This window comes from Pseudonocardia kunmingensis (genome assembly GCF_006716445.1).
GTDB lineage: Bacteria > Actinomycetota > Actinomycetes > Mycobacteriales > Pseudonocardiaceae > Pseudonocardia > Pseudonocardia kunmingensis.
Genome location: NZ_VFPA01000006.1, coordinates 488,908 through 511,964, shown reverse-complemented (window position 1 = coordinate 511,964; position 23,057 = coordinate 488,908). Strand labels below are relative to the sequence as shown.

The following is a 23,057-nucleotide window of genomic DNA, read 5'->3' as shown; positions in this document are numbered from 1 at the left end:
CTGTCGCGCAACTCCGTGGAGCGCACCGCCGAGTTCCTCACCGGCCAGGGGATCACCGCGCTGCCCTACCACGCGGGGCTGGACGCGGGCACGCGGGCGCGCAACCAGTCGCGGTTCCTGCGCGAGGAGGGCGTCATCGTGGTCGCCACCATCGCGTTCGGGATGGGCATCGACAAGCCCGACGTGCGGTTCGTCGCGCACCTGGACCTGCCGAAGTCCGTGGAGGGCTACTACCAGGAGACCGGGCGCGCGGGCCGCGACGGGCTCCCGTCCACGGCGTGGCTCGCCTACGGCCTGGCCGACGTCGTGCAGCAGCGCAAGATGATCGAGGAGTCCGAGGGCGACCGCGAGCACCGCCGCCGCCTCGCCCAGCACCTCGACGCGATGCTGGCGCTCTGCGAGACCGTCGAGTGCCGCCGGGTGCAGCTGCTCGCCTACTTCGGGCAGCGCGGCGCGCAGCCCTGCGGCAACTGCGACACCTGCCTCACCCCGCCGCAGTCCTGGGACGGCACGGTGGCCGCGCAGAAGGTGCTCTCCACGGTGTTCCGGCTCGACCGGGAGCGGCGCCAGAAGTTCGGGGCGGGGCAGATCGTCGACATCCTGCTGGGGCGGCGCACGGCCAAGGTCGATCAGTTCGACCACCACTCCCTGTCCGTGTTCGGCGTCGGCACCGAGCTCGGCGAGGCCGAGTGGCGGGCGGTGCTGCGCCAGCTCGTCGCCCGCGGCATGCTGGCCGTCGAACCGCGGCACCAGACGTTCGTGCTCACCGAGGACAGCAGGCCGGTGCTGCGCAGCGAGCGCCAGGTGATGCTGCGGCGCGACCCCGAACGGCAGGCGCGCAGCCGCTCGCGCACCCCGCGCGCCGAGCAGCCCGCCCTGCCCGCCGAGGCGGCGCCGGTGTTCGAGCGGCTCCGTGCGTGGCGCGGCGCCACCGCCAAGGAGCAGGGCGTGCCCGCCTACGTGATCTTCCACGACGCCACGCTGCGGGAGATCGCCTCCCGCCGCCCGGGCACCCTCGCCGAGCTGGGCACCGTCTCCGGCGTCGGGGAGAACAAGCTCGCCCGCTACGGCGAGCAGGTCCTGGAGGCCCTGTCGGCCCCGTCCTGACCCCAGCGTCGGAACGACTCGTCGCTCCGAGGTGCAACGCGATCACCGCCCCCGGGCGCGCAGACCCGTCAGCAGCCGGATGAGGATACCCCGCGTCGGACGCCCGTCGACGCCGGGCCGCGGTGGGGCGTGCACGTCGAGGTACCGGCCGTCGGCGAGCTCGCGCACGAGCGCACGCGCCACCGCCACCGGCACGGCGAGCCGGGCGCCGATCTCGACCAGCGACACCGGTGTGCGGGCCATGGCGAGGATCGCGCGGTGCTCGTCCCCCAGGTCGCGCCCCCAGTGGGCGCGCCGCGTGGCGGTCACCAGCGACTCCACGGGCAGCACGGGACCGGCCGACCGGGCGCCTCCCGCCGCGAACCTCGGGACGAGCCGCCGCGGGCCGGCGCGCCGGGATGGTTGCGCCACGCTCACCGCGACCCCGCACCGGACCCGGGATCCGGGCCGGGCAGGGGCGGGAGGCCGAGCCACGGCGGGTGGCCGGGCAGCATCCGGTGGTCGAGGGGTCTCCAGACCGAGCGGCGCATGCGCGATCCTCCACGGAACCGCGGAACCGGGGGGCCGGCACGCGGTAACAGGTCGACGTGCAAGGGGAGCCGTGCCCGCCGGCGCCGGAGCGTCACCAGTGGTGACGCACCCGGCATGCCGGTTCACGCGGACAGCGCATGGGAAGTCTCGCTGACCCGCTCCTCCGTTACCGCCCGTGTCGACTTCTCGGCGACGAGTAGTCCACCCGGTGAACGGGACGCCGCCGGCGTCAGGCGCGGATGCGCGCGCCCTCCGGGTCGTACAACGGGCTCGCCGCCACCTCGGCGCGCTGCCACACGCCGTCGACCTGCACCTCCAGCTCGGTGCCCTCCGGCGTCCCGGCGGGCAGGTAGGCGTACGCGATCGAGCGGGCGACCGTGTAGCCGTAGCCCCCGGAGGTCACCTGTCCGACGACCTCGCCCGCCACCCACACCGGCTCCCCGCCGAGTGCGACGGCGCGGGGGTCGTCGAGCACGAGGCAGGCCAACGTCCGGGCGACCCCCTGCGCCCGGCCGGCAAGCAGCGCCTCGTGCCCGACGAACCCCCCGTCGCGGCGGACCGCGAAGGCGAGGCCCGCCTCGTCCGGGGTGGTCTCCGGGCCGATGTCGGCCCCCCACACCCGGTAGCCCTTCTCCAGCCGCAGGCTCTCGATCGCCCGGTAGCCGCCGGGGCGGGCACCGGTCTCCACGAGCGTGCGCCACAGGGCGGCGCCGTACTCGGTGGAGCAGTACAGCTCCCAGCCCAGCTCGCCCACGAACGTCACGCGCGCGGCCCGCACCGGCACGTTCCCGACGGTGGTCTCCTGCATCGAGCCGAACGGGAAGTCGGCGTTGTCGAGCGACGCGGGCGTCAGCGGGGCGAGCAGGTCGCGGGCCCGCGGCCCCCACAGCCCGAAGCACGCCTCCGCCCCGGTGACGTCGGCCAGCCGCACCGACGCCCCGGTCAGCCGGACCTGGCGGCGCAGCCAGCCGAGGTCGTGCTGACCGAACGCGGTGCCCGTGACCACGAGGAACTCGTCCTCGGCCAGCCGGGTCAGCGTCACGTCCATCTCGATGCCGCCGCGGTCGTTGAGCGCCTGGGTGTAGACCACCGCGCCGGGGGCCCGCCCGACGCGACCGCTGAAGACGTGCGCGCAGAACGTCGCCGCGTCCGGGCCGCTGATCGAGATCTTGGCGAACGAGCTCTCGTCGAACAGGCCCGCCGACTCCCGCACCGCCCGGTGCTCGGTCTCCACGCACGGCGACCACAGCCGGCCCGCCCAGCCCCGTGGCCGCAGGTCCTCCGACCCCGGCTCCGAGTAGTGGTTCACCCGCTCCCAGCCGGCCTTCTCCCCGAACACGGCACCGTGCGCGGCGTGCCAGGGGTAGGCGGGCGACGTGCGCAGCGGGCGTCCCGCCTCCCGCTCGGCGGAGGGGTAGCGGATGTCGTAGTAGCTCTCGTAGTTCTCGACGGTGCGCGCGAGCGTGTAGCCGGGCGAGCGGTAGTGCCGCCCGAAGCGGCGCACGTCCATGTGCCACAGGTCCATGCCCGGGTCGCCGTCGAGGATCCAGTCCGCCATCACGCGCCCGATCCCGCCGGCACCGGCGATGCCGTGCGCGCAGAACCCCGCGGCGACGAAGAACCCGGCGACCTCGGTCTCGCCGAGGCAGAACTCGTTGTCCGGGGTGAACGCCTCCGGCCCGTTGATCATGCTGGTCACGCCGGTGTCGGCGAGCACGGGCACGCGCACCTGCGAGTTCTCGACGATCTCGGTGAACCGGTCCCAGTCCGGCGGGAGCAGCTTGCCGTTGAAGTCGGCGGGAACGGCGTCGTAGGAGCGCGCCGTGGCCGTCCACGGGAGGGAGTCGCGCTCGTAGCCGCCCATCACGAGGCCGTCGACCTCCTGGCGGTAGTACACGAGCAGGTCCGGGTCGCGCAGCGACGGCAGCGGCCTGCCCTCGGGCATCGACCCCGCGGGCAACGGTTGGGTGACGACGTACTGGTGCGACATCGGCACGACGGGGATCCGGACGCCGGCCAGCCGCGCGATCTCGGCCGCGAACATCCCGCCGCAGTCGACGACGATCTCGCACTCGACGTCGCCCCGGTCCGTGCGCACGCCGCTGACCTGCCCGTTTGCAGTGTTGATCGCGATGACACGGGTTCGTTGTGCGATCGTGATCCCGTTCGCCCGTGCCCCCGCCGCGAGGGCGTAGCACAGGCGCGACGGGTCGACGTGACCGTCCGTGGGCGTGTAGGCCGCACCGAGTACCCCATCCGTGTTCATCAGGGGAAACAGTTCCTGGGCCTCGGTCGCGGAGATCAACTCCAGGGGGAGCCCGGAGCGGGCGGCCCACCCGGCCTGGCGCCGGATCTCCTCCAACCGCTCGGGTGAGGACGCGAGGCGCAGCGAGCCGGACTCGACCCAGCCCGGCGCGTGCTCGGTGTCGGCTTCGAGCTTGCGGTACAGCTCGGCCGAGTAGACGTTCATCCTGGTCAGGGCGGGGTCGGAGCGCAGCTGACCCACCAGACCGGCGGAGTGGAAGGTGGAGCCGCTGGTGAGCTCGGAGCGTTCCAGCAGCAGGACGTCCCGCTCGCCGCGCTCGGCGAGGTGGTAGGCGACACTGGCGCCGCCCACCCCCCCGCCGACGATCACGATGCGGGCACGGGAGGGCAACGCGACGGCCATGGCGCGCACCTTACGGTCTAGACCGTATTTGACGCGAGCCCTACCATCCCCGAGTGGAGTTGACCACGATAGAACTCGATCCGAGTATTGACGCCCTGCTCGACACGATTCCGTGTACAGCGCGTCACCCTCGCACCGTCGTGGACCTCCCGGGTGGGCTCACCAACCGCAACCTCAAGGTCACGAATGCTGACGGAGTGTGCGTGGTGCGCATCCCGGTGGCCGGCCCCGGACTGCTCGGGATCGATCGCGACGCCGAGCACGCCAACTCCGTGGCCGCAGCGGAATCCGGTGTCGGCGCGCCCGTGCTGCACTACCGCCCGGGTGAGGGGATCGCGGTCGGGTTCCTGTCCGGTCGCGCCCTCGGCGACGCCGACCTGCACCGGCCGGACGTGCTGCACCGGGTCGCCGCCGCCTGCCGCCGGCTGCACGCGGGCCCGCGCTTCACAGGCGACTTCGACATGTTCGAGGTGCAGGCCCGTTACCGGCGCATCGTCGCCGAGCACGGCTTCCGGCTGCCCGACCGGTTCGACGAGTTCGCACCGGTCGTGGCCCGCATCCGCGAGGTCCTCGGGCCGCGCACCGACACCGTGCCCTGCCACAACGACCTGCTCGCCGAGAACATGCTCGACGACGGCGAGCAGGTGCGGATCATCGACTACGAGTACTCCGGCAACAACGACCCCTGCTTCGAGCTGGGCAACATCTGGAGCGAGGCGACGCTGCCGCTCCCCCTGCTCGACGAGCTCGTGACCGCCTACTACGGGCGACCCCGCCCGCGGCAGGTCGCGCGCGCCCGGCTGTTCGCCCTGATGTCCCAGTACGGCTGGACCCTCTGGGCGTCCATCCAGAACGGCTCCAGCCCGATCGACTTCGACTTCTGGTCGTGGGGCATGGAGAAGTACGACCGCGCCGTCGCGGCGTTCGACGGACCCGACCTCGAGCACGTGCTCGTGGCGGCCTCTTCACCCGACTAACCCACTGTTCGACTCCGGATCCGACAAGGAGCCCCCGTGGCTGCCACCGAGCGCGCCGAGCGCACCGACGACGAGGCGATGCTGCATCGCCTCGGCTACGCCCAAGTGCTGTACCGCGAGATGGGCGGGTTCTCGAACTTCGCCATCTCGTTCACCATCATCTCGATCCTCGCCGGGTGCTTGACCTCGTACTACCTCGCCTTCAACAACGGCGGGCCGGTGGCCATCACCTGGGGCTGGCTGCTCGTCGGGGCCTTCTGCATCCTGGTGGCGATGGCGATGGGCGAGATCGCCTCCGCCATGCCCACCGCGGGCGCGCTGTACTTCTGGGCATCCAAGCTCGGCGGGCCCGCGTGGGGCTGGTTCACGGGCTGGTTCAACCTGGTCGGCGAGATCGCGGTGACCGCCTCCATCCAGTACGGCTCGGCCATCTTCACAACGGCCCTGCTGAACCTGTGGTTCCCGGGGCTGGGCAACGAGACCGGCACGATCTTCGTGGTCTTCACGGTGATCGCCGCGCTGCAGCTCGGGCTCAACCTGCTCAACATCAACGTCCTCGCGCTGCTGAACACCGTCTCGGCGTGGTGGCACATGGTCGGCGTCGCCGTCGTCGTCCTCGTCCTGATCCTGGTGCCGGAGAACCACCAGTCCGCCGCCTTCGTGTTCGGCGAGACCATCAACAACTCCGGGTTCTCCGACACCGCCTTCTGGTTCGTCTTCGGCATCGGCCTGCTGATGTCGCAGTACACGATCACCGGCTTCGACGCCTCGGCCCACATGAGCGAGGAGACGCGCGGTGCCTCCCGCACCGCCGCGCTGGGCATGATCATGGCGGTCGTCGCGTCGGTGGTCTTCGGCTTCGTCCTGCTGGTCGCGGTGACCTTCGCGGTGCCCGACGTGCAGGGCGTGGTCGACGCGGGCGGCGACGCCGTGATCTACATCTGGACCACGGCTCTCGGCGAGACCTGGGCGCAGTTCCTGCTGATCATCGCCGTCATCGCGCAGCTGTTCTGCGGTACCGCGTCGGTGACGGCCTCCTCCCGCATGATGTTCGCGTTCTCCCGCGATCAGGCGGTGCCCTTCTCGAACGTGTGGCGCAAGGTCGCGAGCAACCGCGCGCCCGTCAACGCCGTCACCGCGATCAGCGTCCTGTCCTGGGCGCTGATGCTCCCGACGCTGGTCAACGGCGTCCTCGGGTACGCGGTCGGCACCTCGATCGCCGTCATCGGGCTCTACATCGCCTTCGGCCTGCCCATCCTCCTGCGCATCAAGGCCGGGGACCGGTTCGAGCCGGGCGCCTGGAGCCTCGGCGACCGCTACAAGTGGATCTCGACGATCGCCGTGGTGTGGATCGCGATCGTGTGCGTCCTGTTCCTGATGCCGCTCTCCCCCGCCGGCGTGCCCTTCTCGGCGGAGTTCGACTGGGAGGCGATGAACTACGCGCCGCTCACCGTCGGCGGGGCGCTGATCCTCTTCGGCGGCTGGTACCTGCTCTCGGCCCGCCACTGGTTCACCGGCCCGGTGCCGGAGGGCGGTTCCCTGGCGGAGCTGCAGAGCATCGAGGAGCAGCTCGAGGTGGAGGCCACCGGCCACACGGCGTCCACCAGCGCCACCACGGCTGCCGCGGGCGCGGCGGCCACGACGGGGGCCGTCGCGGTCGCCGAGAAGACCGACGCCGACAAGGACGCCGACAAGGCCGACACCACGGCTGACGAGAAGTCGGACGCGAAGACGGACGCCAAGGCCGACGAGAAGGCCGACGAGAAGGCCGACGAGAAGTCCGACGCCAAGGCTGACGAAACCGCGGTCGCGGACGCCGACGAGAAGTCGGATGCCAAGGCCGACGAGGCCGCCGCCGGGACGCCGGACGGGAAGTCGGACATCCCGGCCGCCGCCACGGACGCCGGGGCCACCACCGAGGCCACCACCGGGCCCGCGGAGGACCCCGCACCGGAGACGAAGGCCGAGGCGACGCCGGCGGCCGACACCACCGCCGACACCACGGCCGACGCCGACACCACGGCCGACGCCGACACCACGGCCGACGCCGAGACCACGGGCGACGCGGTGACCGCGTCCGGCGCCGCGGCCGCGACGGCCGCCCCGGCCGTCGTGGTCGCCGCCGGCCAGGCGGACACCACGACCGCCGCCGAGCCGGAGGGCCCTGCCGGTGGCCGTGCCGACGCCGGCGAGGGCGCTGCGAGCGCGGTCGACGCGGACGCCCGGGCCGCGCTGAAGGAGGAGCTCAAGGCCGAGCTCAAGGAGGAGCTGAAGGCCGAGCTGCTGGCCGAGCTCGCGGCGCAGGCCACGACCAACGGCCGGCCGAAGCGGGCCACCAAGCCCCGGACCAGGACCGCCACCACACGGACGGCGAAGACCACGGCGTCGACCGACGCACCGGTCGACCCCGCTCCCGAGGCCGAGCCCGAGGCCGACGCACCGGCGAAGTAGTTCCACGACCCGCACGGCGAGCGGCACTCCTGTCGGTGAGAAGCTCCGGCAGGAGTGCCGTTCGCGCTATCGCTCCCCGGAGGAGTTCCCATGGCCCGCCCCGGCATGCTCACCCTCGAGCAGCTGCGCACCCTCGTCGACGACGGTTCGATCGACACCGTGCTCGTCGCGTTCACCGACATGCAGGGCCGCCTGCAGGGAAAGCGCTGCGCGGCGCCGTACTTCCTCGACGAGGTCGTCCCGCACGCGGCGGAGGCCTGCAACTACCTGCTCGCCGTCGACGTCGAGATGAACACCGTCGACGGCTTCGCGATGTCGAGCTGGGAGACCGGTTACGGCGACTTCGTGCTCGTGCCGGACATGGCGACGCTGCGCCGCGTGCCGTGGCACGAGGGCACCGCGCTCGTGCTGTGCGACCTGCGCTGGCCCGACGGCGCCCCGGTCGTCGCCTCACCGCGCCAGATCCTGCGCGCCCAGCTCGACCGGCTCGCCGCGCACGGCCTCACCGCGGACGTCGGTACCGAGCTGGAGTTCATGCTGTTCGCCGACTCGTTCGACACGGCGTGGCGCAAGGCCTACCACGGCCTGGAACCGGCGAACCTCTACAACGTCGACTACTCGCTGCTCGGCACCTCCCGGGTGGAGCCGCTGCTGCGGCGCATCCGCAACGGGATGGCCGGCGCCGGGATGGTGGTGGAGTCGGCGAAGGGCGAGTGCAACCTCGGTCAGCACGAGATCGCCTTCCGCTACACCGACGCACTCACCACCTGCGACAACCACACGATCTACAAGACCGGTGCCAAGGAGATCGCCGACCAGGCCGGCAGCGCGCTCACCTTCATGGCCAAGTACGACGAGCGCGAGGGCAACTCCTGCCACGTCCACATCTCGCTGCGCGGCGCGGACGGTCCGGTCTCGGCCGGGGACGGAGAGTACGGCTTCTCCCCGCTCTTCGCGCACTTCATGGCCGGCCAGCAGGCCTGCCTGCGCGAGCTCACCTACCTGTTCGCACCCAACATCAACTCCTACAAGCGCTTCGCCGAGGGCTCGTTCGCCCCGACGGCGGTGGCCTGGGGCCTGGACAACCGCACGTGCGCGCTGCGCGTGGTCGGGCACGGCCCGTCGCTGCGCGTGGAGAACCGGGTGCCCGGCGGCGACGTCAACCCCTACCTCGCGGTGGCCGCGCTGATCGCGGCCGGCCTGCACGGCATCGAGAACGAGCTGCCGCTGCAGCCGGCCTTCGCCGGCAACGCCTACCGGTCCGACTCGCCCCGCGTGCCCACGACGCTGCGGGAGGCGGCCGAGCTGTTCACCGCGTCGGGGGTCGCGAAGGAGGCGTTCGGCACCGAGGTCGTCGACCACTACGCCAACGCGGCGCGGGTGGAGCTCGCCGCGTTCGACAGCGCGGTCACCGACTGGGAGCGGCGGCGTGGGTTCGAACGGCTCTGACGGCACCGCGCACCCGCGCCCGCTCATCGGGCTCACCGCGTACGGGGAGCGGGCCGCGTACGGGGTGTGGGACCACGACGCGGTCCTGCTGCCCCGCACCTACGGCGACGTCGTGGTCGCGGCGGGCGGGGTGCCGGTGCTGCTCCCGCCCGTGCCGGAGGCCGCCGCGGCCGTGGACCGGCTCGACGCGGTCGTGCTCTGCGGCGGACCGGACGTCGACCCGGGCCGCTACGGCGCGGCGCCGCACCCCCGCGCGGGCGCCCCGCGCCCGGAGCGGGACGCGGCCGAGGCGGCGGTGCTGCGCCGCGCGCTGGAGCGGGACATGCCGGTGCTGGGCGTGTGCCGCGGGGCCCAGCTGCTGAACGTGGAGCTCGGCGGCACCCTGTTGCAGCACGTCCCGGACGCCGTGGGGCACCCCGGCCACAACCCCTCCCCCGGCGTCTTCGGCACCGTCGCGGTCGAGCTGGAGCCGGGCAGCCGGGTCGCCGCGGCCGTCGGGCCGGCCGTCTCGGTGCTCTGCCACCACCACCAGGCGCTCGACCGGGTCGCCGACGGCCTCGTCGTCACCGGGCGTGCGGGCGACGGCACCGTCGAGGCCGTCGAGCTGGACGGCCACCCGTTCGTCGTGGGCGTGCAGTGGCACCCGGAGCAGGACGCCACCGACGTCCGGCTGATGGCGGCCCTGGTCCACGCAGCGCAGGTCAGGGCAGAGTCAACGGTCTAGACCTGAGGATCTACGCTCGCGGCATGACGGAACGGTTCTCCGGCCGCACCGCGGTCGTGACGGGTGGCGGCAGCGGCATCGGGCTGGCCACGGTGCGCAGGCTCGCCTCCGAAGGGGCGCGCGTGGTGATCGGCGACATCGACCCCGGCCCCGGGCAGGCGGCGGCCGACGAGGTCGACGGGCTGTTCGTGCGGACCGATGTCACCTCGCAGGAGCAGGTCGACGCGCTGTTCGCCGCCGCGGCCGACACCTACGGCGGCGTCGACGTCGCCTTCAACAACGCCGGCATCTCCCCGCCGGAGGACGACTCCATCCTCGACACGGGGATCGACGTCTGGCGGAAGGTGCAGGAGGTCAACCTGACGTCCGTGTACCTGTGCTGCAAGGCCGCGATCCCGCACATGCAGCGCGCCGGCCGCGGCGCGATCGTCAACACGGCGTCGTTCGTGGCGGTGATGGGCGCGGCGACCTCCCAGATCTCCTACACCGCCTCCAAGGGCGGGGTGCTGGCCATGACCCGAGAGCTGGGCGTGCAGTTCGCCCGCGAGGGCATCCGCGTCAACGCCCTGTGCCCCGGGCCGGTGGACACCCCCCTGCTGCAGGAGCTGTTCGCCGCCGACCCCGAGCGCGCCCAGCGCCGCCTGGTGCACATCCCGATGGGCCGCTTCGCCAAGGCCGAGGAGATCGCGTCGACGGTGGCGTTCCTGGCCAGCGACGACGCCAGCTTCATCACGGCGTCGACGTTCCTGGTGGACGGCGGCATCTCGGGCGCCTACGTGACCCCTCTCTGATGCCCATCCGCACCTTGGAGCCGTACTGCTGTTCTCAGGCCGTCTGAGCAGCAGTAAGGCTCCAAGGTGCGGGTCGGGGTCAGCTCTGCTGCAGCTTGCCCAGCACGGGCGGCAGTTCTCCGGCGTGCACCACCGCCAGCTGTTGCGTGGCGCGGGTCAGGGCCACGTAGAGGTCGTTCATGCCGCGCGGGGACTCCGCCAGCATCTCGGCCGGCTCCACGACGATCACCGCGTCGAACTCCAGGCCCTTCGCCGCGGTGACCGGCAGCACGACGACCGGGGCCGTGAGGTCCACGTCCCCGTCCCCGGCGCGCTCCCCGAGCAGCCGCTCGCGCAGCGGCTCCACCCGGGCGGTCGGCGCCAGCACCGCGGTGCGGCCCTCCCCGACCGCGCCCGTCTCCTCGGCGAGCACCTTGGCGACCGTGTCGTCCAGCTCGCCGGGGGCGGCGGCCACGGCGCGCGGGGGCACGCCCGCGCTGCGCACCGACCGCGGCGGGGCGAGGCCGGGCTCGATCGCGGCGAGCACGTCGTCGGCGACGTCGGCGATCTCGGAGGGGGTGCGGTAGTTCACCGTGAGCTGCTCCAGCCGCCAGCGGCGCGCCACGAACGGGGCGAGCACCTCGTCCCACGAGCCGGCTCCGTCCAGGTCGCCGGTCTGGGCGATGTCGCCGACGATCGTCATCGAGCGGCTCGGGCAGCGGCGCATCACGAGCCGCCACGCCATCGGGGTGAGCTCCTGCGCCTCGTCCACGATCACGTGGCCGTAGGTCCACTCGCGGTCGGCCGCCGCCCGCTCCGCGGTCGAGTCGTAGCGGCGCACCCGCTGCCGCTCCGCGAGCCGGTCGGCGTCGACGATGTCGGTGGCGCGCAGCAGCTCGGGGTCGAGGTCCTCCTCCAGGTCGAGGACGTCGAGCACGCCCTGGGCGTACATGACCTCCTCGCGCAGCGCCGCCGCCTCCCGCGCGGCCGCCTCCGAGCCGTCGTCGCCCAGCAGCTCGGCGGCCTCGTCCAGCAGCGGCACGTCGGCCGGGGTCCAGCGCAGGTCGGCAGGCACGTCGTCGGCGGGCGCGGGCCGCACGAGCAGCTCCCGGTCGGCGGCCGGCAGGCGGCGGGCCACCGAGCCCAGCCGCTTGCGGTCGGCGAACAGGTCGGTGAGCAGCTGCTCGGCCGACAGGGTGGGCCATAGCTGCTCGAGCTCGCGGCCCAGCTCGGCGCTCTCGCCGAGCTCCTCGCGGATGTCGGCCAGGTCGCCCGCGTCGAGCAGGTTGCGCCCGCCCGGACCGGTCAGCGTGCGCGCCACCTGCTCGGCCAGCAGCCGCAGCGCCTCCTTGCGGAAGATCCGCTTCGCCTCGTTGTGCGGTTTGCGGGAGCGGCGGGCACGGGTGCGGGCGGCGTGGGCGACGTCGCGGTCCAGCCGCACCGGCTGCTGCTCCACCACCAGCTCGACGGGCCGCCGGGGCACCTGCTGGCGGTCCCGCACGGCCGCGGCGACGACCGCCGCCATCTCCGCGCGGCCCTTCACCGCCGCCGTCTCCACGGGCTCGGCGCGCCGCGCGTCCAGGCCAGGGTGCAGCTGCCCGACCGTGCCGAGCACCACGCTCGTCTCCCCCAGCGAGGGGAGCACCTGCCCGATGTAGGACAGGAACGTGGGGTTGGGTCCGACCACCAGCACGCCGCGGCGGGCGAGCCGGTCGCGGTGGGTGTAGAGCAGGTAGGCCGCGCGGTGCAGCGCCACCGCCGTCTTGCCGGTGCCGGGCCCGCCCTGCACGACCAGCACGCCCGAGGGCTTCGACCGGATGATGGCGTCCTGCTCGGCCTGGATGGTGGCGACGATGTCGGCCATCCGGCCGGTGCGGCGCGCGTCGACGGCGGCCAGCAGGGCCGCCTCGCTGGTGAGGCCGCTGGTCTGGGTGACGGCGGTGGCGTCGTCCAGGTCCAGCACCTCGTCGTCGACGGCGAGGACCTCGCGGCGCCGGGTGCGCAGGTGCCGGCGGCGCCGGATGCCCTCGGGAGATGCGGCGGTGGCGGTGTAGAAGGGCCGTGCGGCGGGGGCGCGCCAGTCCATCAGCAGGGGCTCGTACTCGTTGTCCTCGTCGAGCAGGCCCAGCCGGCCGACGTAGCGGCGCTCGCCGTCGGCGACGTCGAGGCGCCCGAACGCGAGGCCGTGCTCGGCGGCCCGCAGCGCGGCGAGCCGGTCGGTGTACATCGCGGCCGCGGCGTCGCGCTCGGTGAGCGCCTGCGGCGTGCCCACGGTCTCGTCGTGCAGCACGCCCTGCAGGCGCCGGGCCGTGTCGGCGCGCCGCGCGTCGAGGCGTTCGTAGAGCATGCGGACGTAGGCCCGCTCGTACTCGATCCCGTCCTCGCCGTCGGCGATCGTGTTCGTGATCGCGGGGGACGTGCTGTTCGACACCGGCAGATCACCTTCGCGGGAGGGGTGACGGATGAAATGGCGACTTACGAACGTACCAGCGCCCGCGTTTCCACCGACCGGGCCGCGGGTAGGTCCCGGAGTGCTCATCGTCGCCGGCTCCCCGCTCCGGGACGTGCTGTGACCGACACGTCCCGCGACTCGGACTACGCCCACCTCGCGCCGCTGTTCGAGGAGTACGCCGCGCTGCCGCCCGACGCCCCGGAACGCCCGGCGCTGCGGTCCAAGCTGATCACCGGGTACCTGCCGGTCGTGCAGCACATCGCCCGCCGGTTCGCCGGGCGCGGTGAGCCGGTCGACGACCTCGAGCAGGCCGGCACCGTCGGGCTGCTCAACGCCGTGGACCGGTTCGACCCCGAGCGCGGCATCGACTTCCTGTCCTACGCCGTGCCCACGATCACCGGCGAGATCCGCCGCCACTTCCGCGACCGGACCTGGTCGATGCGGGTGCCGCGGCGGCTGAAGGACCTGCAGAGCGCGATCAACGGCGCCATCGGCCCGCTGTCGCAGGAGCTGGGCCGCGCTCCGCGGCCGAGCGAGATCGCCGACCGGCTCGGGATCCCCACCGAGGACGTCGTGGAGGGCCTCGACGCGCAGCAGGCCTACCGCAGCAACTCCCTCGACGAGCTCGTCGCCGGTGCGGACACGCCGCTCACCGACACCCTCGGCAGCGCGGACGCCGAGCTGGACAAGGTCGAGTACCGCGAGACCCTCGCGCCGCTGCTCGACGACCTCCCGGAGCGCGAGCGCACGATCCTGCTCCTGCGCTTCTTCGGCAACCTCACCCAGACCCAGATCGCCGACCGCGTCGGCATCTCGCAGATGCACGTCTCCCGGCTGCTCTCCCAGACCGTGGCGCAGCTGCGCCGCCGCATGACCGACGACGACTGAGCCGACTAGGCCGTCCGGCCGCGGGTACGCCTCCGGCATGACCACGAACGTCGTCGAGAGCATCGACGTGGCCGTGCCCGTCGGTACCGCCTACAACCAGTGGACGCAGTTCGAGTCGTTCCCCCGCTTCATGGAAGGCGTCGAGCGCATCGACCAGCTCACCCCGACCCGGACCCACTGGGTGACGCGGATCGCGGGCGTCGAGCGCCAGTTCGATGCCGAGATCACCGAACAGCACCCCGACGAGCGGGTGGCCTGGCGCACCGAGGCGGGAACCCACCAGGCCGGGGTGGTGACCTTCCACCGCATCGACGATGCGCGCACCCGGGTCACCCTGCAGCTGGACCACGACCCCGAGGGTCTCGTCGAGAAGGCGGGTGACGCGCTGGGCATCGTGCAGCAGCGGGTGAAGGGCGACCTGGCCAACTTCAAGCAGTTCATCGAGTCCCGCGGCCGGGAGGAAGGCGGCTGGCGCGGGGAGGTCGGACGCAGCCCGCAGGCCGCGCCGAACCAGCCCCCGACGACCCAGCCCGGGGACTCCACGCTGCCGGGCTGACCGCGCCCGCCGGGCGTCAGCTGGTGGAGCGCGCGGCGGAGGGCGTCCCCTGCTCGTCGGTGCGCGTCCCTCCCCCGTCCGCTGCGCCGTCCGCCGCGCCGTCCGCTGCGCCCCCCGCAGGGCCCACCCCGTCGCGGCGGACCATCGGCAGCGGCAGGACGAACCAGAGCGCGACGAGGACGGCGCAGACGACGGCGGCCGCCGTGATCGCGAACGGCCGCCCGATCGCGACGTCGAGCACCAGGAGCACGGCGCCGGTGAGGGTCAGGACGAGGCTGCCCAGCCCGAGGCTGAACAGCCGGTGCCCGAGCTGCACCGTCTCGGCCTTCAGACCGCGGCCGAACGTCACCCGGTGCACCGCGGCGGGCGCGACCAGCAGCCCGGCGGTGAGCACGGAGCAGAGCAGGGTGACGACGTAGGTCCAGCGCTGCACGGCGTCGATCGAGCCGAAGCGCTCGGTGAACGACAGCGTGAGCAGGAACGCGAAGAGGATCTGCACGCCGGTCTGGGCGACGCGCAGCTCCTGGAGCAGCTCGACCATGTTGCGGTCGGCCCGCTCGAGCGGGCCCTCGTTGCGCCCGTCCACGCGGCCGCCGCTCGTGCGGACGCCCGAACCCGCGCTGTTCATGGCGAGATGCTACCCGGACGGGTGATGTCGGGCCGGGTACGAAGCCCGGCCCGACCTCACCCGTCCGGCGGCGCTCACGCGGTGGCGCCCTCGTCGTGGACGCGGTGGGCGCCCTCGGCGAACTCCTCCACGATCTTGGCGCAGAACGCCGGGAGGTCGCCGGGGTTGCGGCTGGAGACCAGCCCGTTGTCGGTGACGACCTCCTCGTCGACGACGGTGCCGCCGGCGTTGCGGATGTCGGTGCGCAGGCTCGGGTAGGAGGTGAGCGTGCGGCCGCGGACCAGGTCGGCCGAGACCAGGGTCCAGGGGCCGTGGCAGATCACGCCGACCGGCTTGCCCGCCCGGAAGACCTCCTGCACGAAGCTGCGTACGTCCGGGTCCATCCGCAGCCGGTCGGCGTTCACCGTGCCGCCCGGCATGATCAGGGCGTCGTAGTCGGCGGCGGAGGCCTGCTTCGCGGCCTTGTCCGCGGTGAACTTCTCGGCGGGCTCGATGTCGCCGTTCATCGCCTGGAACTCGCCCTCGCTCAGCGAGATGATCTCGGTGCGGGCGCCCTCGCCGGTGACGGCGTCGCGGGGGCGGGTGAGCTCCACCTGTTCCACACCGTCGGTCGCGAGGATCGCGATGCGCTTGCCGTCGAGCTTGCCAGTCATGGCGTCCCTCTCCTGTCGGTACTCGTCGCTCGTCGCGTACCCGCCGGTACCGGGGCTACCCACGCGCGATGAGCCGCGCCACGGCCCGCTCGAGGGACCCGCGGGTGGCGTCGTCGGTCAGGTCGGGCGCGCCCGCGCCGTTCCCGAGCTCCTGCAGCGCCCGCAGCACCGTGCGCCCCTCGTCGAAGCGCTCGATGACGCGCGGGTCGACGTAGGAGCCGCGCGCCACCGTCGGGGTGTTGCCGAGGTGCTCGGCCACCTCCTTGACAGCGGCGTTGACGACGCGCTTGCGGGCCCGCTCCTTCTCCGGCACCCCCCGCCCGGCCACGGCACCGGCGAGGGTGACGGCGGCGAGCACCGTGGCGTTCCAGGTGCGCAGGTCCTTGCAGGTGTACTGCTCCCCCACGACCTCCTTGACGGCGGCGTTGAGGTCCTCGGCGCGCACGTCGTGCCAGTCCCGCCCGGCGCGGTAGGCGAGCAGGTCCTCGCCGCCGCCGCGCCGGCGCAGCAGCGAGTTGACGACCTTGTGCAGCAACGGGTCGCGCAACGCCAGCGTGCGCGGGACCCCGCCCTTCGCCGGGTAGGAGAACTCCACCGCGCCGCGTCGGAGCCGCACGTGCTCGCGGCGCAGCGTGGCGAGCCCGAACGTGCCGTCCTCGTCGTCGTCGCCGGGGGCGTACTCCTCGCCGCCCGCCCGGAACACGCCGATGTCCAGCATCCGCACGCCCGCGGCGAGAACGCGGTCGCGGCCCAGGCCCTTCTCCTCCAGCCGCGTCCTGAGCTCGCCGCGGACGCCGGGCAGGGTGCGGCCGAGGGAGAGCACGCGGTCGTACTTCTCCCGGTCGCGGCGGCGGCGCCACTCCTCGTGGTAGCGGTACTGGCGACGGCCCGCCGCGTCGGTCCCGACCGCCTGGATGTGCCCCTCGGGGTCGGGGCAGATCCACACCTCCTGCCAGGCCGGCGGGATGGCCAGCGACTTGATCCGGGCGATCATCTCCGGGTCGCTCACCGGGTCGCCCTCGCAGTCGTAGAAGCTCCAGCCACGGCCACGCCGCCTGCGGGTGAATCCGGGCGATGCGGGGTCGACCCGGACGAGCCCCTCGGGAACCTCGCTCACGCCCCGGATCTACCCGGGCCACCGGTCGGCAACCGCGACGGGACCTACGTCACGACCGGGGTGTCGGCGTGCTCGCGGCAGGTCGGCACCTCGGGCCGCGCCTCGAGCCGCTCGTCGTCGATCTCGCGACCGCACACCGCGCAGCGGCCGTACTCGCCCCCGTCGAGCCGCTCGAGGGCCTCCTGGACGCGCCGGCGCTGCTCGCCGAGGGTGTTGACGCTCAGGTCGGCCTCCATCGTCGTGTTGACCTCGCTGCCGTAGTCACCGGGGTGCTGGCCGAGGGCGCCCTCCTGGCCGAGCGTGTCGGCGGACGCCTCGGCCCGGTCGTCCTCGGCGGCGCGCAGCCGCTCGTCGAGGGCGGCCAGCTCGCCGGTCAGCAGCTGTCGGGCGCGGTCGGGGTCCACGGATGAGTCCTTCCGTCGGGTGCGGGAAGCATCAGCGCCCTCGCATACCCCGCACGTCGGGCCCGTACGCACCCGGGGAGGGAGATCAGCTGCCGGGGTGGCGTCCCTTCGGCGCGCGCCCGTGGGGCTGTTCCACCGGCTCGACGGGGTCGAGCACCGGGATGTCACGGACCTGCGGCTCGTCGTCCAGCGCGAGGGGCTCGCCGTGGTGGCGCAGCCGCATCGGCGGGCCCGACACCAGCCGGTATTCCACCTCGTCTGGCCGGATCTCCACCCGAAGCTGCCGGCCCTGCCAGCGCAGGCCGAACGAGATCCGCGACAGCGCCGGTGGCAGCCGCGGCGCGAAGGAGATGCCCCCGCCGCCGGCGTCCATCCGCATGCCGCCGAAGCCCGCGACCACCGCGGTCCAGGTGCCGGCCATCGACGCGATGTGCACGCCGTGGTCGGAGTTGCCCGCCAGGTCGTCCAGGTCCACCAGCGCGGCCTCGGCCAGGTAGTCGTAGGCGAGGTCGAGGTGGCCCGTCCACGCGGCCACGACCGCCTGCGTGCAGGCCGACAGGGAGGAGTCGCGCACCGTCAGCGCCTCGTAGTAGGCGAAGTTGCGGCGCATCTGCTCGAGGTCGAACGCGTCGGGGCGCAGCTGCATCGCCAGCACCAGGTCCGCCTGCTTGATCACCTGCTTGCGGTACAGGTCGAAGTACGGGACGTTCAGCAGCAGCGGGTACTTGTCCGGGGGCGTGCCCTCGAAGTCCCACACCTGGTGGTGCGTGAACCCCTCGGCCTGCGGGTGCACCCCGAGCACCTCGTCGAACGGGATGCGCATCGACTTCGCGGCGTCGCGCCAGCTGGCCATCTCCTCCGCGTCGACGCCCAGGCGGGCGGCGGCGCGGCCGTGGCGGGCCGCGACCTCGGCGGCGTAGCGCAGGTTCTGCTGCGCCATCAGGTTCGTGTAGACGTTGTTGTCCACGATCGCGGTGTACTCGTCGGGGCCGGTCACCCCGTCGATGCGGAACTCCCCCGACGAGTCGTGGTGGCCCAAGGAACGCCACAGCCGTGCCGTCGCGACCAGCAGCTCCAGGCCCACCTCGCGCTCGAACACCTCGTCCCCGGTCGCGGCGACGTGCCGGCGCACCGCGTCGGCGATGTCGGCGTTGATGTGGAACGCCGCGGTCCCCGCGGGCCAGTACCCCGAACACTCCTGCCCGCGGATCGTCCGCCACGGGAACGCCGCACCAGCCAGCCCCAGCTGCTCGGCCCGCTCGTAGGCCAGGGGCAGGATGGACTGCCGCCAGCGCAGCGCGTCCGCCGCGGCCTCGGGCGCGAGGTGGGAGAGCACCGGCAGGCAGAACGTCTCGGTGTCCCAGAAGGTGTGCCCGTCGTAGCCCTCGCCGGTCAGGCCCTTCGCCCCGATCGCCCGCCGCTCGGCCCGCGCGCCGGCCTGCAACACGTGGAAGGTCGCCAGCCGCACCGCCTGCTGCAGCTCCGCGTCCCCGTCGATCTCGACGTCCGCGGTCTCCCAGAACTCGTCCAGGTACTGACGCTGCTCGGCCACCAGGCCGTCCCAGCCCGTGTAGCGCGCGGCCGCCAGCGCCGCGCGGACCTGGTCGTGCAGCGCCGGCAGCGACCGGCGCGACGACCAGCCGTAGGCCAGGTACTTCACCAGCCGCAGCGTGCGCCCCGGTTCGAGGCGCGCGATCACCGTGGTGCGCCCGATGTCCTCGGTGGCCTCGGTGCTGACCTGCACCCCGTCCGGCCCGTGCACCTCGTGGTCCATGGCCGCGGCCACCCGCAGTCCCGAGCGGCGGGTGCGGTGCAGCAGCGTGGCACTCGCCTCGGCGCTGCGGTGCTGCTCGGCGACCAGCGGGTCGGTGAGCGCGGCCTCGACCCGCGGGTCGGCCTCGTCGCGGGCCGGCAGCTGCTCGTTGGCCACCAGCTCGGACTGCACCACGAGCAGCGCGGGCTCGTCGAGCACCTCGACCTCGTAGCAGATCGCCGCGATCGCGCGCTGGGTGAGCGACACCAGCCTGGTCGAGCGCACCCGCACCACCCGGCCCGCGGGCGAGGCCCACTCGACCTCGCGGGTGAGCATGCCGGCCCGCAGGTCCAGCACCCGCTCGTGACGGCGCAGCTGCCCGTAGCGCAGGTCGAACGGCTCGTCCTCCACCAACAGCCGGATCAGCTTGCCGTTGGTGACGTTGATGATCGTCTGACCCGACTCGGGGTAGCCGTACCCGCCCTCGGCATACGGCAGCGGGCGCCGCTCGTAGAACGAGTTCAGGTACGTGCCGGGCATCGCGTGCGGCTCACCCTCGTCGAGGTTGCCGCGCAGCCCGATGTGCCCGTTGGACAGCGCGAACACCGACTCGACCTGGCCCATCCGGTCCAGGTCCAGCCGCGGCTCGCGCACCACCCACGGCTCGACCGTGAACGCGCGGCCGGGGTCGGGGCTCATGACCCGTCCTCCAGCAGCTCCGCGAGGTCGGCGACCACGACGTCGGCGCCGTGCTCCCGCAGGGCGTCGGCGTGGCCGAGGCGGTCGACGCCCACGACGAAGCCGAACCCGCCCGCCTTGCCCGACGCGACGCCGGCGAGGGCGTCCTCGAACACCACGGCCTCCTCCTTCCCGACCCCCAGATCCGCGGCGGCGGCGAGGAAGGTGTCGGGTGCGGGCTTGCCGGGCAGGCCGCGCTCCTTCGCCGTGATGCCGTCGACGCGGTGGTCGATCAATTCCAGGAGCCCGGCGACGCGCAGCACCTGCTCGGCGTTGGCCGACGACGACACCACGGCCGTCGTGAGCCCCGCTTCCTTGACCGCGTGCAGGTAGCGCACCGACCCGGGGTAGACGTCCACCCCGACCGTGACGATCTTCTCCTGCACCAGGTCGTTCTTGCGGGTCGCGAGCGCGAAGACCGTCTCGGCGCCGGGGGCGTCACCCGGCCCGCCCGCCGGCAGCTCGATGCCGCGGGAGCGCAGGAACGAGTCCGTGCCCGCCAACCGCGGCTTGCCGTCGACGTAGGGGCCGTAGTCGCTCTTCACGTCGAAGGGCCGGAACGCCGGGTCGGACCCGGCGCCCTCGCGCTCGGCCCGGGTCCGCAGGTACTCGTCGAACATCTGCTTCCACGCGGCCGCGTGCACGCTCGCGGTGTCGGTCAGCACGCCGTCGAGGTCGAAGAGGCACGCGCGCGTGCCGTCGGGAAGCCCCAGCATGCGCGCACGGTACCGAGTCGTTGATCACCCCCCCACCCCCACCGCCCGGGAGGAGCCCTGATGCGGTGGCCACGGACGTTCACCGGGTCGGCGACGACCCGCGCGCCCGTCCACGCACCCCGTCTGCGCTCACGCCCCCCTTCTCCTGCGACGCACCCCGTCGTCGGGTAGCGCGGGCTGGAACGGGTGCGTGAGAGGACAAGGGGTGCGTGAGCACGCGGCCCTTCCCCACGGGGCCTCCTGACGGGCAGAGCAGGTTGCGGTGGGCGCGCCGTTCCCGGCTCGAGACCGCTGCCCCACCCCACGTCCAGGCCGCACGCGTAGTCGCCCCGGCGCCCGACCCGACCCCCGTGGCGAGGGTGGCCCGGTTGGCGCAACTACCGAGTGACGTGGTCGCCCGCACAGCCGTCCCCGACCTGGCCCCGGCCGGTCCACGACGAGACCGCCCCCGCCGGGTGCCACTCAACCGGCTGTGGTGCCGTCCCCCAACCCCTCCGACGACAGGGCTTCATCGGCGAACCGGGGGCCCGAGCCGCACCCCTGCAGCGCATGCCCCGTTCCCGCCGATCACGGGCCTCGGCCTTGGCCGATGATCACATGTCGGGGGCGGAACGGGACCGGTGACTGCGCCGAGGACCGCGGGCCGAGGCGAGGGGCAGTGGTCTCGAGCCGGGAACGGCCCGCCCACCGGAGTTTCATGGTCAGGTCGACACCAGGGCTGTTGGATCACCCACCCCCAGAAATCGCCCTGGTGTCGATCTGATCATGCACGGGCGCGTTCCGCGGAACGCGACACGGCCATGATCACCCTCGACGCGGAGGACGTGAGCGCGCTCGGCGGGCCCGGCGTGCGGCTCACTCCGCCCGCCGCGAACACGGACGAAGCCGCCGAACGTGTGTGATCAGCGCAACGTGCTCCCCAAGCGGATCTTGCGGGCGGCCGCGGCGCCGCCTTTCACGCTCACCTCGCAGCCGCCCTGCACCGCCCGCGCGGCGAGGGTGAGCAGCCCGCCCTCGGGCCGCGGCTCGATGTCGCGTTGCACCGCGTCGCGCACCGCGGTGAGCACCTGCATCGGGGGCACCGGCGTGGCATGCAGGTCGGCGGCGACGTCCACCGCGACCTGCAGTCGCGCCCCGAACCGGGCCTGCTCGAGCTGCAGGTAGCCGTGCACCGCGGCGATCTCCTCGCCCAACGTGGTCGTGCCGGCCCGGTCCGCTGCCCGGGACAGGTCGGCGAAGCCCATCAGCAGCTCCCGGGCCCGCATCGGGTCGGTGCGGATCAGTGCCGCGATGGTGTTCAGCGAGTTGTAGACGAAGTGCTGCTCCAGCCGCCGCGCCTGCGTCGCGGAGGGCTCCGGCTCGGGCGGTGCGGGTTCGGGTTCGGGTTCCGGCCGTGGCGGCTCCGGGGCGGGCGGCGCGGGCTCCGGGGGCCGCGCCCAGCCGTCGTCGCGCACGTCCGCGGGCTCGAGGAGGCCCTGCCACCGCGGGCGGCGCATGCGACCGCCCCCGATCCAGCCAGAGAACTCCGCGAGGCCCACCAGCTCCGGTGCCGCCCAGCGCGCGTGCCGCGCCGCCGCGGGCGGCACGGCGTCGACGAACGGCGACGAGGAGCGCTCCCGCTCCCCCAGCTCGGCCGCGAGCCTGCGGCGCTGCTCGAGCGACACCCCGACCCGTCCGACGTAGTGCAGCCCCGCCCGCTCCCCCGCGGGCGCCCCGAGCAGCAGGGTGCCGACGGTCTCCGGGCGGTGCGGGTCGGCCGGGGTCCACCCGCCCACCAGCACCTGGCGCGTGCGCGTCACGGGTAGCCGCAGCCAGTACCGCGACCGCCCGCCCGGGTGGTAGCGGCCGCGCCGGTGCCGGGCGTGCAGGCCGTCGGCGCCCTTCTGCTCGGCGATCGCGAGCATCGTGTCGAGCTCGGTGGCAGGCAGGGGCGAGGTGGTCCAGACCGGCGGGCTCGCGAACCCCAGCCCGTCGAGCAGGGCGCGGCGGTCGGCGTAGGGCAGCTCGGTGGTGCTGTGCCCGTCGAGCCACAGCAGGTCCGCCACCTGCAGGTCCACCGGGATCCGGCGGATCGTGGCGTCGGAGGGCCGGTGGCGCGCGCTGCGCCGGGTGAGCAGCCGGGGCCGCACGGCGTGCTCCTCGCCGCGCGCGACGAGCGTGCCGTCCAGCACCATCCCGCCCGGCGGGCTGCGCCGCAGCAGCGGCTCGGCCAGCTCGGGGTAGGCGGCGCTCATCGAGTTGTCCGCGCCCGACAGCAGCCGCACGCGGCGGCCCGGCTGGACGTAGGCGATGCAGCGGTGGCCGGTCCAGGCCACCTCGACGACCCAGTCGGCCCCGGTGGGCGGGTCGCCCGTGACCGTGCCGGGCTGCATCGGGCGGATGAGCGCGGGCACGCTGCTGCGCGTCCCCCGCTCCGTCACGGCACTCACGGTAGCCGTGACGTTCCGCGCGGTCGACGCACGCCCGTGCCCGTTC

Annotated in this window: 18 protein-coding genes; 8 read left to right on the top strand and 10 right to left on the bottom strand. The window is 73.5% G+C overall.

What is annotated here, in order from left to right; all coding sequences use genetic code 11:
- The coding region (locus FB558_RS38880; protein ID WP_211367149.1) for an RQC domain-containing protein at positions 1-1,107 on the top strand (1,107 nt) is incomplete at its 5' end.
- A 42-nt stretch (positions 1,108-1,149) separates the two neighbouring features.
- Here FB558_RS38880 and FB558_RS43630 read toward each other — a convergent pair.
- Positions 1,150-1,518 carry a DUF742 domain-containing protein gene (locus FB558_RS43630; protein WP_281288719.1) on the bottom strand — a complete coding sequence of 123 codons (369 nt, stop codon included), beginning with the start codon at positions 1,516-1,518 and terminating at the stop codon, positions 1,150-1,152.
- Positions 1,519-1,867: 349 nt separating this feature from the next.
- Positions 1,868-4,306: a GcvT family protein gene (locus tag FB558_RS38870; protein WP_170231751.1), complete on the bottom strand. Its 2,439-nt coding sequence runs from the start codon at positions 4,304-4,306 to the stop codon at positions 1,868-1,870.
- Positions 4,307-4,446: 140 nt separating this feature from the next.
- On the opposite strand from FB558_RS38870, the gene FB558_RS38865 reads away from it, so the two are divergent.
- The 5 genes from FB558_RS38865 to FB558_RS38845 all read left to right on the top strand — a co-directional run bounded on the left by FB558_RS38865 (position 4,447) and on the right by FB558_RS38845 (position 10,698).
- Positions 4,447-5,283, top strand: coding sequence for a choline kinase family protein (locus FB558_RS38865; RefSeq protein ID WP_211367148.1), 837 nt, complete (start codon positions 4,447-4,449; stop codon positions 5,281-5,283).
- 36 nt (positions 5,284-5,319) lie between these two features.
- Entirely contained in the window at positions 5,320-7,734 is a 2,415-nt protein-coding gene (locus FB558_RS44180) for an amino acid permease (RefSeq protein WP_246107078.1), read from the top strand.
- Positions 7,735-7,839: 105 nt separating this feature from the next.
- On the top strand, positions 7,840-9,183 hold the full coding sequence (locus FB558_RS38855) for a glutamine synthetase family protein (protein WP_425468153.1): 1,344 nt from the start codon (positions 7,840-7,842) through the stop codon (positions 9,181-9,183).
- On the top strand, positions 9,164-9,907 hold the full coding sequence (locus tag FB558_RS38850) for a gamma-glutamyl-gamma-aminobutyrate hydrolase family protein (RefSeq protein ID WP_142063208.1): 744 nt from the start codon (positions 9,164-9,166) through the stop codon (positions 9,905-9,907). The genes FB558_RS38855 and FB558_RS38850 overlap by 20 nt, the downstream gene beginning before the upstream one ends.
- Before the next feature lie 23 nt (positions 9,908-9,930).
- Positions 9,931-10,698: a 3-oxoacyl-ACP reductase gene (locus tag FB558_RS38845; protein WP_142063205.1), complete on the top strand. Its 768-nt coding sequence runs from the start codon at positions 9,931-9,933 to the stop codon at positions 10,696-10,698.
- 79 nt (positions 10,699-10,777) lie between these two features.
- Here FB558_RS38845 and FB558_RS38840 read toward each other — a convergent pair whose 3' ends face one another.
- The gene (locus FB558_RS38840) at positions 10,778-13,024 is read right to left on the bottom strand and encodes a HelD family protein (RefSeq protein WP_246107085.1); all 2,247 of its coding nucleotides are present in this window, start codon (positions 13,022-13,024) and stop codon (positions 10,778-10,780) included.
- A 222-nt stretch (positions 13,025-13,246) separates the two neighbouring features.
- Between FB558_RS38840 and FB558_RS38835 the strand changes: the two genes are divergently transcribed.
- Together FB558_RS38835 and FB558_RS38830 are read left to right on the top strand one after the other, a co-directional pair.
- On the top strand, positions 13,247-14,017 hold the full coding sequence (locus tag FB558_RS38835; protein ID WP_246107077.1) for an RNA polymerase sigma factor SigF: 771 nt from the start codon (positions 13,247-13,249) through the stop codon (positions 14,015-14,017).
- Between the two features lie 37 nt (positions 14,018-14,054).
- Positions 14,055-14,573 carry an SRPBCC family protein gene (locus FB558_RS38830; protein ID WP_142063196.1) on the top strand — a complete coding sequence of 173 codons (519 nt, stop codon included), beginning with the start codon at positions 14,055-14,057 and terminating at the stop codon, positions 14,571-14,573.
- 16 nt (positions 14,574-14,589) lie between these two features.
- Here the strand turns inward: FB558_RS38830 and FB558_RS38825 are convergent, their stop codons facing one another.
- The 7 genes from FB558_RS38825 to FB558_RS38795 all read right to left on the bottom strand — a co-directional run bounded on the left by FB558_RS38825 (position 14,590) and on the right by FB558_RS38795 (position 23,002).
- Complete coding sequence (locus FB558_RS38825) at positions 14,590-15,201, bottom strand: DUF6328 family protein (RefSeq protein WP_211367147.1); 612 nt, start codon at positions 15,199-15,201, stop codon at positions 14,590-14,592.
- A 74-nt stretch (positions 15,202-15,275) separates the two neighbouring features.
- Positions 15,276-15,854, bottom strand: a complete 579-nt coding sequence (locus FB558_RS38820) for a type 1 glutamine amidotransferase domain-containing protein (RefSeq protein WP_142063193.1) — start codon at positions 15,852-15,854, stop codon at positions 15,276-15,278.
- A gap of 55 nt (positions 15,855-15,909) precedes the next feature.
- Positions 15,910-16,971, bottom strand: coding sequence for a DNA topoisomerase IB (locus FB558_RS38815; protein WP_142063190.1), 1,062 nt, complete (start codon positions 16,969-16,971; stop codon positions 15,910-15,912).
- Positions 16,972-17,015: 44 nt separating this feature from the next.
- Positions 17,016-17,375 (bottom strand): TraR/DksA family transcriptional regulator, encoded by a 360-nt coding sequence (locus FB558_RS45020; RefSeq protein ID WP_246107076.1) that lies wholly within the window; start codon positions 17,373-17,375, stop codon positions 17,016-17,018.
- Between the two features lie 85 nt (positions 17,376-17,460).
- Positions 17,461-19,827: a glycoside hydrolase family 65 protein gene (locus FB558_RS38805; protein WP_142063187.1), complete on the bottom strand. Its 2,367-nt coding sequence runs from the start codon at positions 19,825-19,827 to the stop codon at positions 17,461-17,463.
- A complete protein-coding gene (locus tag FB558_RS38800; RefSeq protein WP_142063184.1) occupies positions 19,824-20,582 on the bottom strand; it encodes an HAD family hydrolase in 759 nt (252 codons plus the stop codon). Before FB558_RS38800 ends, FB558_RS38805 begins: the two co-directional genes overlap by 4 nt.
- Before the next feature lie 902 nt (positions 20,583-21,484).
- Positions 21,485-23,002: an ATP-dependent DNA ligase gene (locus FB558_RS38795; protein ID WP_142063180.1), complete on the bottom strand. Its 1,518-nt coding sequence runs from the start codon at positions 23,000-23,002 to the stop codon at positions 21,485-21,487.
- Between the last annotated feature and the right edge of the window lie 55 nt (positions 23,003-23,057).

Excerpts from the sequence above, each read along its gene's own strand:
- FB558_RS38830 (WP_142063196.1), top strand. The coding sequence starts at position 14,055 with ATGACCACGAACGTCGTCGAGAGCATCGACGTGGCCGTGCCCGTCGGT.
- FB558_RS38820 (WP_142063193.1), bottom strand. The coding sequence starts at position 15,854 with ATGACTGGCAAGCTCGACGGCAAGCGCATCGCGATCCTCGCGACCGAC.
- FB558_RS38845 (WP_142063205.1), top strand. The coding sequence starts at position 9,931 with ATGACGGAACGGTTCTCCGGCCGCACCGCGGTCGTGACGGGTGGCGGC.
- FB558_RS38825 (WP_211367147.1), bottom strand. The coding sequence starts at position 15,201 with ATGAACAGCGCGGGTTCGGGCGTCCGCACGAGCGGCGGCCGCGTGGAC.
- FB558_RS38840 (WP_246107085.1), bottom strand. The coding sequence starts at position 13,024 with ATGCTCTACGAACGCCTCGACGCGCGGCGCGCCGACACGGCCCGGCGC.
- FB558_RS38805 (WP_142063187.1), bottom strand. The coding sequence starts at position 19,827 with ATGAGCCCCGACCCCGGCCGCGCGTTCACGGTCGAGCCGTGGGTGGTG.
- FB558_RS38870 (WP_170231751.1), bottom strand. The coding sequence starts at position 4,306 with ATGGCCGTCGCGTTGCCCTCCCGTGCCCGCATCGTGATCGTCGGCGGG.
- FB558_RS38855 (WP_425468153.1), top strand. The coding sequence starts at position 7,840 with ATGCTCACCCTCGAGCAGCTGCGCACCCTCGTCGACGACGGTTCGATC.
- FB558_RS38800 (WP_142063184.1), bottom strand. The coding sequence starts at position 20,582 with ATGCTGGGGCTTCCCGACGGCACGCGCGCGTGCCTCTTCGACCTCGAC.